The organism is Sphaerisporangium sp. NPDC005288 (assembly GCF_040607475.1).
Lineage (GTDB): Bacteria > Actinomycetota > Actinomycetes > Streptosporangiales > Streptosporangiaceae > Sphaerisporangium > Sphaerisporangium rhizosphaerae.
Genome location: NZ_JBEXGT010000027.1, coordinates 72,630 through 84,885, shown reverse-complemented (window position 1 = coordinate 84,885; position 12,256 = coordinate 72,630). Strand labels below are relative to the sequence as shown.

General features: G+C 72.2%; 12 protein-coding genes. 7 read left to right on the top strand and 5 right to left on the bottom strand.

The annotated features are described in order from the left end of the window. Positions 1-81 precede the first annotated feature (81 nt). From trxA to ABZU32_RS24670, 3 genes are all read right to left on the bottom strand, one after another. Entirely contained in the window at positions 82-396 is a 315-nt protein-coding gene (gene trxA / locus ABZU32_RS24680) for a thioredoxin (protein ID WP_354844369.1), read from the bottom strand. Then, positions 393-776 (bottom strand): MerR family transcriptional regulator, encoded by a 384-nt coding sequence (locus ABZU32_RS24675; protein WP_354925453.1) that lies wholly within the window; start codon positions 774-776, stop codon positions 393-395. Before ABZU32_RS24675 ends, trxA begins: the two co-directional genes overlap by 4 nt. 99 nt (positions 777-875) lie before the next feature. Further along, positions 876-1,574, bottom strand: a complete 699-nt coding sequence (locus ABZU32_RS24670; protein WP_354844375.1) for a class I SAM-dependent methyltransferase — start codon at positions 1,572-1,574, stop codon at positions 876-878. Positions 1,575-1,680: 106 nt separating this feature from the next. Here ABZU32_RS24670 and ABZU32_RS24665 point away from each other — a divergent pair, with 106 nt between their 5' ends. From ABZU32_RS24665 to ABZU32_RS24640, 6 genes are all read left to right on the top strand, one after another. Next, positions 1,681-2,496, top strand: a complete 816-nt coding sequence (locus tag ABZU32_RS24665; RefSeq protein ID WP_354925450.1) for a sugar phosphate isomerase/epimerase — start codon at positions 1,681-1,683, stop codon at positions 2,494-2,496. Positions 2,497-2,553: 57 nt separating this feature from the next. Continuing rightward, on the top strand, positions 2,554-3,282 hold the full coding sequence (locus tag ABZU32_RS24660) for a TetR family transcriptional regulator (RefSeq protein WP_354925447.1): 729 nt from the start codon (positions 2,554-2,556) through the stop codon (positions 3,280-3,282). 178 nt (positions 3,283-3,460) lie between these two features. Next, positions 3,461-5,608 (top strand): heterodisulfide reductase-related iron-sulfur binding cluster, encoded by a 2,148-nt coding sequence (locus tag ABZU32_RS24655; protein ID WP_354925444.1) that lies wholly within the window; start codon positions 3,461-3,463, stop codon positions 5,606-5,608. Between the two features lie 140 nt (positions 5,609-5,748). Then, positions 5,749-6,570: a hypothetical protein gene (locus ABZU32_RS24650; protein WP_354925441.1), complete on the top strand. Its 822-nt coding sequence runs from the start codon at positions 5,749-5,751 to the stop codon at positions 6,568-6,570. Further along, positions 6,567-7,649: a glycosyltransferase gene (locus tag ABZU32_RS24645; protein WP_354844390.1), complete on the top strand. Its 1,083-nt coding sequence runs from the start codon at positions 6,567-6,569 to the stop codon at positions 7,647-7,649. The genes ABZU32_RS24650 and ABZU32_RS24645 overlap by 4 nt, the downstream gene beginning before the upstream one ends. Positions 7,650-7,690: 41 nt before the next feature. Then, a complete protein-coding gene (locus ABZU32_RS24640) occupies positions 7,691-7,972 on the top strand; it encodes a metal-sensitive transcriptional regulator (protein WP_354844393.1) in 282 nt (93 codons plus the stop codon). A gap of 635 nt (positions 7,973-8,607) precedes the next feature. On the opposite strand, the gene ABZU32_RS24635 is transcribed toward ABZU32_RS24640, so the two are convergent. Beyond that, a complete protein-coding gene (locus ABZU32_RS24635) occupies positions 8,608-9,960 on the bottom strand; it encodes a hypothetical protein (RefSeq protein WP_354925438.1) in 1,353 nt (450 codons plus the stop codon). A 69-nt stretch (positions 9,961-10,029) separates the two neighbouring features. Then, positions 10,030-10,605, bottom strand: coding sequence for a gamma carbonic anhydrase family protein (locus tag ABZU32_RS24630; protein ID WP_354925435.1), 576 nt, complete (start codon positions 10,603-10,605; stop codon positions 10,030-10,032). A gap of 183 nt (positions 10,606-10,788) precedes the next feature. On the opposite strand from ABZU32_RS24630, the gene ABZU32_RS24625 reads away from it, so the two are divergent. Further along, entirely contained in the window at positions 10,789-12,156 is a 1,368-nt protein-coding gene (locus ABZU32_RS24625) for a hypothetical protein (RefSeq protein ID WP_354925432.1), read from the top strand. Positions 12,157-12,256 lie beyond the last annotated feature (100 nt).

Below are 12,256 nucleotides of genomic sequence, written 5' to 3'. Positions count from 1 at the left end.
ACGTTATCGGCTGGGGCCGACAAACCTCACCGCGTGCGCCTCCCGTCCCCCGGCGCCCGTCGCGTCACCCGAGGTGGAGGCTCAGAACTCGCCTTCGAGATCGGCGAGCAGGAGCCGCTTGGGCTTGGCGCCGATCACCTGGCGCACCACCTCGCCGTCCCGGTAGAGGTTCAGGGTGGGAAGCCCCAGCACCCCGTAACGGGAGGCGATCTCGGGGTGGTCGTCGAAATTGATCTTCGCCACGGTCAGCCGGTCGCCGTACTCGGCGGCGATCTCCTCCAGGATGGGGGCCACCATGCGGCACGGCGGGCACCACTCGGCCCAGAAGTCCACAAGCACGGGCTTGTCGCTGCGCAGGACCTGCTCGTCGAAGTTCTCGGCGGTCAGTGTGATCATGATCGTGCTCCTCCGGTTCTCAGCGCGCATCCCGGGCACGCCTCGGCGAACTGCGCCGCCACCTCGGCGCGGCGCGCCAGCAGGGTGCGGATCTGGTCGTCTATCTCGGCGAGCTTTCGCCGGTAGACCTCGACGGACTCGGGACAGGCGTCGCCGGACCGGTTGCCGGCCCGCAGGCACTCCACGAACGGGCGGGCGTCCTCCAGCGTGAACCCGACGGTCAGCAGCGAGCGGATCTCGGTGACGAGCTTCAGGTCGGACTCGTCGTACTCCCGGTACCCGTTGGTCGCGCGCCGCGCCGCGAGCAGCCCCTGCTGCTCGTAGTAGCGCAGCGCCCGCGTGCTGACCCCCGCCCGCCTCGCCAGTTCTCCGATGCGCATCGGCCCTCCCTGATCCGCGCTCACGCTAACCCTTGACGCCAACGTCAAGGTCAAGCCCGGAAGTCCCGGCCAGGGGTCGCCGCGGGCGCGGAGGCCGGGTCAGTACAGGCGCCAGCGAAGGACGTTGGGGTAGTCGAGCTCCAGCCCGGGGGTGCGCGCGATGGCCTCCTCGGCGACGGCGGGGGCGAACTCGATGCGCAGCACCGCCTCCAGGTCGGCGCGGGAGGTGAAGACCATGCGCAGGTCGAGCTCGCGGCGCAGCCATCCCTGGCGCGACCAGAACGCCTCGACGTCCTGCGCGGAGTAGGAGGGGACCGTGCGGCTGAACCAGTCGCCGAACGCCCCGCGGGTGGCGTCCAGGTCGACCACGAACGCCGCGCCGCCGCGCCGGACCACCCGCGACAGCTCGCGCAGGCCGGGCTCGCAGCCGGGCCCGAAGAAGTAGGCCCAGCGCGCCACCGCCACGTCGACGCAGGCGTCGGGCACCGGCAGGGCCTGGGCGGTGGCCGTGCGGACCGACACGCGGTCCAGGTCGCGGCAGCGTTCGGCGGCCAGCGCGGCCAGGCCCGAGTGCGGCTCGACGCCGACGACCTTGCTCGCGGTGGCGGCGTAGCCGGGCAGGTGGTAGCCGGTGCCGCAGCCGATGTCCAGCACGACGCCGCCGGTCCACGGCCGCAGGGCCGAGATGGCGGCGTCGACCGCCCCGTCGGGATCGACGGCGCGGTTCTCCAGTTCGTAGGTGCGGGGGGAGTTCCAGATGTTCGGGCTCGGTATGGCCCCCTCGACGATCCGCGCCATGGGGACACCGTAGACCAGGCAGGATGTCCCCCGGACCGTTGTGATCCTGCTTCCATCGCGGGTTGCGGAGCGCCACCTGGACGTGACCCGGCTTAGGCTGGCAGTTGTGACCGACGTCATCCGCGTCCCGAACGCCAAGATCGCCTTGTCCACCGCGTCGGTGTATCCGGAGCGCACTCCGGACGCCTTCGAGCTGGCCGCGCGCCTGGGATACGACGGTGTCGAGGTCATGGTCGGCGCCGACCCCGTGAGCCAGGACATCGACGTGCTCGAGCGGCTCGTCGACCACTACCAGATCCCGGTGCTGGCCGTGCACGCCCCCTGCCTGCTGGTCACCCAGCGGGTGTGGGGCCGCGACCCGTGGGCCAAGCTCGTGCGCGCACAGAAGGCCGCCGAGCGTCTCGGCGCGCAGACCGTCGTGGTCCACCCGCCGTTCCGGTGGCAGCGCGACTACGCCCGCGACTTCGAGACGGGCCTGGCCCGCATCCGCGAGGAGACCGACGTGGTCTTCGCGGTGGAGAACATGTTCCCGCTGCGCGCCCGCGGGGCCGAGGTGGTCCCCTACTCCCCGGGCTGGAACCCGATCGACCAGGACTACCCGCAGGTCACGCTGGACCTCTCGCACACCGCCGTCTCCGGTTCCGACGCGCTGGAGATGGCCGAGAAGCTCGGCGACCGCCTGGCGCACCTCCACCTGGCCGACGGCGTCGGCACCACCAACAAGGACGAGCACCTGGTGCCGGGCAGGGGTGCCCAGCCCTGCGCGCGCATCCTCGAACGCCTGGCCACCGCCGGGTACGGCGGCCTCATCGTCCTTGAGATCAACACGCGCAAGGCGGCCGGGCGCACCGAGCGCATCGACGATCTGGCCGAGGGCCTGGCCTTCGCGCGGCTCCACTTCGCCGCCTCCTCGAACGCGTGATGGTTCCATGGGGGGCATGAGTCATAGAACGTCCGGTCACCCCCGCGGGGGGCCGAGGTGAGCGTGGCCGGCGAGGTCGGCGCGGACGGCAAACCCGCGGGCACGCGCAAGCCTGGCGCCGAGGCCACGGGCAAACCGGGCGCCGTGGGCGCGCGGAAGCCGGGTGCCGAGGACACGGGTAAGCCGGGCGCCGAGGGCGCGGCCTCCGGCGGCCGGCGGCCGGGTCGGCGGCGCGGCTCGGCGGACACCCGCGGCCAGATCGTGGCCGCCGCGCGGAAGATCTTCGCCGAGAAGGGGTACGACAAGGCGACGATCAGGGGCATCGCGCGCGAGGCCGAGGTCGATCCGGCCCTGGTCCACCACTACTTCGACACCAAAGAGGGCATTTTCGTCGAGGCGATGCAACTGCCGGTCGACCCGGGCACGATCATTCCCCTCATCCTCGAAGGGCCGCGCGAGGAGATCGGCGAGCGGCTGGTGCGGTTCCTGCTGACCATGACGGCCGACCCCGCCAACCGCGAGCCGATCCTGGCCATCCTGCGCAGCGCGATGACCAACGACCAGGTGCTGGTGACCATCCGCGAGTTCATGACCATGGCGGTGTTCAACCGGGTCGTGGAGAGGCTCGGCATCTCGCCGGTGCGCATGGAGGTCGGGTTCGCGCAGATGTTTGGCGTGGTGCTGATGCGGTACGTCCTCCGGTTGGAACCGCTGGCCTCGGCCGAGATCGACGAGCTGGTGGAGATCCTGGCCCCGACGCTCCAGCGCTATCTGGGCGACGACTGACCGGCGATCGGCAGAGCATTATCCAGAGCATTGTTCTAGCATCGGGTCCACCAAGGATGTCCGGCCCCTGCGTATCGGCGGTAAGTTACCGGCGAGTATCATTCGGGTTGGCCATGCCGTCACCGTGGATGACCGGTGTGTCTACGCTGGGCAGCCGACGCCATAGTTTGGAGGACCCGTGCTCCTTGTAGCGATCATCGGGCTGGTGATGACCGCCGTGGCGGTCACGCTCGCAGGTCGCCGCGTGCGCTGGCTCTACAGCCTCGCCACCAGCGGCCAGCCCGCGCCGGAGCGGGTGCGGTACGCCAAGGAGAACCTCGGCGCCGAGCTCAGGGCGCAGCTCGTCGAGGTGTTCGCCCAGCGGAAGCTGCTCAAGTGGACGCCGTCGGGCGTCGCGCACTTCGTGGTGTTCTGGGCGTTCGTGATCCTCGCCACGGTCTACCTGGAGGCGTACGGGGCGCTCATCCAGGGGGCGGTGACCGGCAGGCCCGACTTCCACATCCCGCTGGTCGGCACCTGGCCGGTCCTCGGCTTCCTCCAGGACCTCATCGCCGTCGCCTGCCTGGCCGGCCTGGCCGCCTTCGCCGTCATCCGCGTCAGGAACTCGCCGAAGAAGCTCGGGCGCGAGTCGCGCTTCTCCGGCTCCCACCTGGGCGGCGCGTGGCTCATCCTGTCCATGATCTTCAACGTGATCTGGTCGCTGTTCCTGTTCCGCGGCGCGGCGGTCAACACCGGCAACTTCCCCTACCGGTCGGGGGCCTTCGCCTCCGACGCCGCGGCCGCCCTGCTCCGCCCCCTCGGCGCTGGCGCCAACGAGCTGCTGGAGAAGGCCGGTCTGCTGCTGCACATCGGCGTCATGCTGGTGTTCCTGGTCATCGTGGTGAACTCCAAGCACCTGCACATCTTCACCGCCCCGCTGAACGTGGCGTTCTCCCGGCGCCCCGACGGCCTCGGCGCGGTGCCCGAGATGCGCAGCAACGGCAAGGCGCTCGACTTCGAGGAGGCCGACCCCGACACCGACGTCTTCGGCCGGGGCAAGATCGAGGACACCACGTGGAAGGGCTTCCTCGACTTCTACACCTGCACCGAGTGCGGCCGCTGCCAGTCGCAGTGCCCGGCGTGGAACACCGACAAGCCGCTCTCGCCCAAGATGCTGATCCTCGACCAGCGCGACCACGCCATGGCCATCGCCCCGTACCTGCTCGCCACCGAGGAGGAGCGGGCGAACCTGCCCGAGGACGTCCTGGCCCTGGCGGGCAAGCCGCTGGTCGGCGAGGAGGGCGTCATCCACCCCGACGTGCTGTGGTCGTGCACCAACTGCGGCGCGTGCGTCGAGCAGTGCCCGGTGGACATCGAGCACATCGACCACATCATGGACATGCGCCGCTACCAGGTCATGATCGAGTCGAGCTTCCCCTCCGAGGCGGGCGTCATGCTCAAGAACCTCGAGAACAAGGGCAACCCGTGGGGCGTGTCCGAGATGAAGCGCGCCGAGTGGATCGAGGAGCTGGCCGCGCGCGAGGTCGACCCCATCGAGGTCCAGGTCATCGACGAGAAGGTCCCCGACGACCTGGAGTACCTCTTCTGGGTCGGCTGCGCCGGAGCCCTTGAGGACCGCGCGAAGAAGACCACCAAGGCGGTCGCCGAGCTGCTGCACATCGCCGGGGTGAAGTTCGGCGTACTCGGCCCGATGGAGGCCTGCACGGGCGACCCGGCCCGTCGCCTGGGCATGGAGTTCCTGTTCAACATGCTCGCCCAGCAGAACATCGAGACGCTGAACGAGGCCGGGGTCAAGAAGATCGTCGCCACCTGCCCGCACTGCTTCAACACCCTGGCCAACGAATACCCGCAGCTCGGCGGCATGTTCGAGGTGGTGCACCACACCCAGTTGCTGGCCAAGCTGGTCGAGGAGGGCAGGCTCACCCCGATCACCCCGATCGAGGAGAAGATCACCTACCACGACCCGTGCTTCCTCGGCCGCCACAACAAGGTGTACGCCCAGCCGCGCGACATCATGGCCAAGGTGCCGGGCGTCCAGACCCAGGAGATGCACCGCTGCAAGGACCGCGGCTTCTGCTGCGGCGCGGGCGGGGCGCGCATGTGGATGGAGGAGCGCATCGGCAAGCGCATCAACACCGAGCGGGTGGACGAGGCGCTGACCACCGACCCCGACACCGTCTCGACCGCGTGCCCGTTCTGCCTGGTCATGCTGGGCGACGCCATCAACGAGAAGAAGAACAACGGCCAGGCCAAGGAGTCCCTTGAGGTGGTCGACGTCGCGCAGCTCCTCGTCACCTCCGTGAAGGGCCGGCCGGTCACGGCCTGACGCCGCTCGACCCGGGACGTGACCTGCGGAAACGGCCCTGCCCATCCGGTGGTAGGCGGGGCCGGAAAACCTTTCTCCACATAACGGGGAAATCACGGTAACCTCAACGCGCGGGGCTCAATCGACGGGGAGGGGCTACGGTGCGCGTTGTCGTTACCGATGCCGAGGTCACCTTGGCCGACGTCCTCTCCCTCCGCGTGTCCATCGAGCACCCCCTCCCCGAGGGCACGCGGCTCGTCCTGCGCCAGCGGGGCACCGGAAGCGAGGCCAAGGTCGTGCTCGGCACGCCGGGAGCGGAGGCGCGCGACGCCTCGGTCGCGGTGTCGCTGACCCCGCTCGGCCTGGCCCCCGGCCGGTGGGACACCTACCTCGAGCACGACGGCGGCCCCGGCGACGGCGAGCCCGCCCGGCGCACCCGCATGCACTGCGTCGATCCGGGCTTCTCGCTCGACCGGCTGGACGCCTACGCGCTGAGCCGCCGCACCATGGCCTACCGCGCCTACCGCACCCTCAACGGCTACCTGGCGCTGAAGATCTCCCCCGCCGAGCCGGTCGCCGACGTGCGCGCGGTGTGGTTCCGCGAGGGCCGCTTCGAGGTCACCGGGCTGCTGGCCTACACCGGCTTCGACGACGACGACGCCCACCGCACCGCCCGCCTCGCCCTGCGCAGCACCTCCGGCCCCGACACGGCCGTGACCGCCGCCGCCACCGTTCAGGGCGTGCGTTTCCACGCGGCGCTGTCGCTGTGCGACGTGATCGCGGCCACGCCCGAGTACGAGGGGCTGTGGGCCCCGTCCCTGGAGGTGGACGGGCTGGAGACGCCGCTGCCGCTCGGGGCGCGCATCGACGATGTGGACGGCAAGCGCCGCCGCGTGCAGTATCCCGACACCAGCGTCGACGGCGTGCCGGTCCGGCCGTGCTACACCGTGGACGACGAGCTCCGTCTCGAGGTGGGCGGGTGAAGATCTGCTTTCTGGTCCCCTCCGCGTACGGCATGCGCGGCGACACGCGCGCGGTGCTCAACCTCGCGACCGAGCTGGCCGGCCGCCACGAGGTCGAGATCATCAGCGTCCGCAGGGTGCGCGAGGCGCCGTTCTTCCCGGTGGACCCGCGCATCGCGCTGCGCTGGCTGATCGACGCGCGCCCTGGGGTGCGCCATCTGCTGCCCCGCGGCCAGATGCGCACCGAGGTGGCGCTGTGGCGCACTCTGCGCGGCCTGCGCGGCGATGTGCTGGTGACCACCAGGCCCGGCCTCAGCGTCCAGGCCGCCCGGCACGTCCCCCGCGAGACCCTGCGCATCGCCCGCGAGTGGAGCCGCCCCGCGGTGCCTGCGCCCGTGCGGCGGTTCTATCCCAAGCTGGACGCCGTGGTGGCCTCCACCGAGGCGACCGGCGAAGAGATGATCCGCCTGCTGGACGGCGCCGGCGATCCGCCGGTGCTCGTCGTCCCCGACGCGCTGCCGCCGGCGCCCTGGCCGCGCTCGCGCATGGACAACCGCATCGTCTCGGCCGGTGGGCGGTGGCTGCCGGGAAAGTCGTTCGACCGGCTCATCCGCGCGTTCGCCATCGTGGCCGACAAGCGCCCCGACTGGCGGCTGCGCCTGTACGGCGGCGGCCCCGAGGAGAAGCGGCTGCGGGCGCTGGTCGGCGAGCTGAACCTGCACAACAACGTGTACTTCATGGGCACCACCCCTGATCTGCAGGGGGAGTTCGCCAAGGCGTCCATCGTGGCCGTCACCTCCCATGCCGAGACGCCGGGCATGACGGTCATCGAGGCGCTCGCCTGCGGCGTCCCGGTGGTGGGGTTCGAGGGCGCCCGGGGGTTCGGGGAGTTCGTGACCCCCGGCCGCGACAGCGTGCTGGTGCCCTCGGGCGAGGGCGAGATCGGCGCGTACGCCTCGGCGCTGCTGGCGCTGATCGACGACGAGCGCCGGCGCATGGTGCTGGCGGCGGGGGCGCGCGAGTCGGCCGCGGAGCACGCCGCGCCGGCCATCGCCGCCCGCTGGGAGTCGCTGGTGGAGGGCCTGAGAGCCCGCGTCTGAGCAGCGCGGGAGCCATACCCCGAACAGGTATCGTGGACGGTATGCATGGGTACAGCGGTGACAAGCAGGCCTATCTGACCAGGCTCCGGCGCATCGAAGGCCAGATCCGCGGGTTGCAGCGCATGGTCGAGGAGGACTCCTACTGCATCGACGTCCTCACCCAGGTGTCGGCGGCCACGCGCGCTCTGCAGGCGGTGGCGCTGGGGCTGCTGGAGGACCACATCGGGCACTGCGTGCGGGACGCCATCGACGCCGGGGGGCCCGAGGCCGACGAGAAGGTCAAGGAGGCGTCGGCGGCCATCGCCCGGCTGGTGCGCTCCTAGCCGGGCCGGCGACCGGCACGCGCCGCCGCGCAAGGGCCGCCCGGTCCAGGGTGGGGGAGCCCGGCCGGAGGCGCCGCGCGCCGTCCACGCGGCCGTCCGCGGGACGGGTGAGGCTAGTGCGGCGGGTGGGCGCACGGCCCGGGTGGACTAGTCCGCGGGGGACGTGTGAGGGGGGCTCGAGGGGCCCGCTCACAAAACCGTCCCGAACTCCGGGGGAGTCCGGGACCAGTTCTGAGAGCTACTTCAGTGGCTCACCGAAGTCCGCAACCCGAGCGCGTTGTCGAGCTCATCCAGCGTCAGCTCTCGCTCGCTGACAGCGACGGCGCTGAGCACCTCCGCGTAGAGCGCGATCTCGTCCAACGCGACACGGTCATGGACCCTTGAGTCCAGATAATCGTGCCCCACCGCGTCGTCCTTCCTTCCGCAGCCCACACCCTCTTCGAGGTTACGGCCGGGCGGCTTTCCACGACATGGCCCATCGGGACCATTCGTCACACCCGCCCGTGTCCCCGTGGAACCATTTCCCCGTTCCGAGATCACAATTCCGTCAAATCCGCAGATCAGGGGGCGGGGAATGATATACGCGAGGTAAGCAGGAAATAACCCTATAAACCGTTTAGATCTGGCCGGCGGGATCAGGAGTGGCGTATCCATTCCGCTGAGGTCGCTGGGACGGAGGGCGCCGGGTCGTCCCGCTCGTGGATCAGGCAGGTCACCGTGGCCGAGGACGTGGGGAAGCCGCGCGGCGGCGGGGCCGTTCCGGTGACACGGCACCAGGCGAGCCCCGCGGCGTAACCGGCTCCCAGCAGAGCCGCGGCCGAGGCCCGGTCGGGCGGACGAAGCGGGGCGGGCGGCTCGCCGTCCCGCGGCCAGCAACCCCGCAACGGGTGAGCCGGATCGGTGAGCGCCGCGTGGAAGGCGCGCCGCAACTCCGGATCCAGCCACGGATAGAGCCGTGGCGCCACGCCCGGCGCTACGGCCTGAACGTCCGCGGCGAGCAGCGAGGCGGCCACCGCCCGCGGGTCGGCGCCGTGGACCTCCACGAACGACAGCGCCTCCACCAGGTCGTAGAGCATGTGGCGCAGGTGCCGGCCGGGCGAGGACTCCGCCTCAAGGGCGCCCCCGAGATGCGGCGGGCAGCGCGCGAGCCACGCCCGCCGCGCCGCCTCGGCGTCGCCCGCCGGGTGGTCCAGCCACGGCCGCGCCCGCAGCGGCTCCACCATCGCCAGCAGCGCGGCCGCGCGGGGCGCGAAGCGGGGGTCGGCGAGCAGCACGCGGGCGGTGCCTGCGAGCTGCCCGGCCACGCGCACCGCCGCGCCCGCCCCGCGCGCCAGCCGCTCGATGTAGAGGGCGGTCAGCGCCGAGAGCGGCATCGCGGGCAGCCAGCGCACCCAGTCGTCGCCCGGCAGCGGGCGGGAGAGGAACTCCCCGAACATCGACAGCAGCACCTCGTTGCCGTCGAACGCGGGGGCGTACGCGCACCACATGATCGTCCCCCACATCGCGGCGACCGGGGCCGTGACGTCGGGGTGGAACACCTCGCGCAGCGGCCCCGTGGAGAAGGGGGCCTCCTCCTCCCTGGCCGCGCGGGCGACGTCCAGCAGAGCCCGTATGCGCTCGGTCATGTCGCGCGGCACGTCGGGGCCGACGAACGCCTGCGTGGAGCCGCGGTCGAAGGCCAGGTCGGCGGCGGAGGGCAGCAGGTCCTGCGGAACGGGCGGCGCCGGGTGGGCCGGGGTCGCGGCGGCGCGGACGCGCGGGGCGGCGGGCGGGGCCGACAGGTGCCACAGCCCGTCCTGGGCGTCGTGGCGGTGCCAGCGGGCGTGCGTCCCGAACAGCCAGCAGGCGCCGTCGGGGGTGCGCAGCAGGCGCGCGGCCATCGCCTGCGCCTGCGTGGGTGCGGGGACGTCCGCCCACCGCGGGTCGGCGACCATGGCGCGGACATCCCGCTCGATCGCCTCGAAAGGGTCCCACTGCACGGCCGCCATGCTACTGGGGGCAGGTCACGGGGACCCGGGTGTCGCACCCCGGTCCGCCCCCGGCACGACCAGGCCGGCTCAGGCTCCGGGGGGCAGAGGAGAGGCGGCGCGGTGGCGGGCGGCCTTGGCCATGTAGGTGTCGGGCGTGCGGGCGAAGCCCGCCCGGTCGTCGTCGGTCAGCTCGCGCACGATCTTCCCCGGCACCCCGGCGACCAGCACCCCGGCGGGGATCTTCTTTCCGGGGGTGACCACGCAGCCCGCCGCGACCAGCGAGCCCGCGCCGATCGTGGCGCCGTTCAGCACGACCGCGCCGATGCCGACCAGCGCGCCCCTCTCGACGCGGGCGCCGTGCACGACGGCGCGGTGGCCGAGGCTCACGCGGTCCTCCAGCACGGCGGGCAGGCCGGGGTCGGCGTGCAGGCAGCACAGATCTTGGATGTTGCACTCGTCGCCGACCTCGATGGCCTCGGCGTCGCCGCGCAGCACCGAGCCGTACCAGACGCTGGTGCCCCGCCCGAGCCGCACGCGGCCGACCACCACGGCCGTCGGGGCGACGTAGGCCTCGGGGTGGACGGCGGGCACGGCCTCGCCGAGCGCCGCGATGTAGGGCGCGGCCGGGGAGGTCCCCGGACCGGAGAGGGGCCGCTCGCTCATGTCATCGATGATCTCACGTGCGGCTCGTCCGGTTTCCCGCCTTACCGGCGACAGGCGCTCATCAGACCGCAACAGGTCAGGCGTTCGGGTTGCGGACTTGGGCAGATGGCAGGAAAGTCGTGTCCTGACGTGACGTGACCGAAGCACGACCCCCACTCGATTCAAGACCCCCAGGGCTCAGCCATGACGAACCAGCACGACAGCTTCCCCGACATGATGCACGAGGACCTCGGCTTCGAGGTGGTGATGCGTGGATACAGCCGCCGCCAGGTGCACGATCACATGGTCCGAACGCGCAACCAGATTCGTGACCTGGAGGAACGGCTGGCACGCGCCATCGATCAGGCCGAGCAGGGCCGCGTCGAGCTCGCCGAGGCCCGCCGCCGCCTGGCCGAGGCCCCGCAGGACTACGACGAGCTCGGCCAGCGGCTGAGCCAGATCCTCAAGCTCGCCGAGGAGGAGGCGATCTCCAAGCGCGAGACGGCCGACACCGAGGCCGCCAAGGTGCGCGAGGAGGCCGCGGCCGAGGCCGAGCGCATCCTCACCGCCGCCCAGGCCGAGGCCGAGCGCCGGGTGGCCGAGGCCACCAACGCCGCCGAGCGGCTGCTGGCCCAGGCAGGGTCGGACGCCGAGGAGACCCTGGGGGCCGCGCGCGCCGAGTCCGACGAGACGCTGCGCAACGCGCGGGCCGAGGCCGACCGCGCGCTCACCGCCGCGCAGCACGAGGCCGAGCGGCTGGTGTCGGAGGCGAATGCCCAGGCCGAGGCCACGCTCGGCTCGGCCAAGGCCGAGTCCGAGGCCACGCTGAAGGCCGCGCGCGAGCGGGCGGCGTCGCTGGACGAGCACACCGGCACGAGGGTGACCTTCCTCACCGACACCCACACCGAGGTCATGCGCCGGCTCAACGAGATGGGCTCGGTGCTGACCGACCTGTTGCGGCGCGAGGGGAACGCGGGGCCGCTGATCGACGAGGCCGCCGTGCTGCCGCCCGCGCCGTCGGTGGGCTCGGCCGAGGACCTCCACCAGAGCGGGGCCCCGGCCGCCGAGGAGATCGACGCGGTCCGCGTCGTCCTGGACGACGCCGACGGCCCCGACGGCCCCGCGCGGCCGGGCGGCGCCGCCGAGGGTGAGGACGCCCCAGCGGGCCACGAGAGCGCGCAGGACGGCTCCGAGGGTGCCGGCGAGCATGACAAGGGCGACGAGCGTCACGGGCGCGACGAGGGCGGCCTGGGCGCCGAGCAGGGCCCGGCGGCCGAGCAGGGCCCGCGGGACGTCTTCGCGTCGCACTCGGGCCCGCAGGACGCCTTCGCTCCGCGCGGCGGCCTCGCCGGGCACCGCGGCGACGATCAGCCGGAGGACGCCGTGTTCGGGCGCCCGGTCTTCGACGCCGACGGCGGCGTCCGGGACGCTCAGCAGAGCGTCCAGGTCGTGGCGGGGGACGATGACGCGCACGACGCCCGGCGCGGCGACGACCACGAGACTCCGAAGGGCCGCATCCGGGGCTTCTTCGAGGACTCCGACGTCCACTCCGGCGGCGGTCACCAACGCTGAGGTGGCGAAACCTCCGCCCCCGATCGTCACCAGCGCTGAGGTGGCGGAAACCTCCGCCCCCGATCGGGTCGGAGGTTTCCGCTTCCCTCATGCCGGCGCC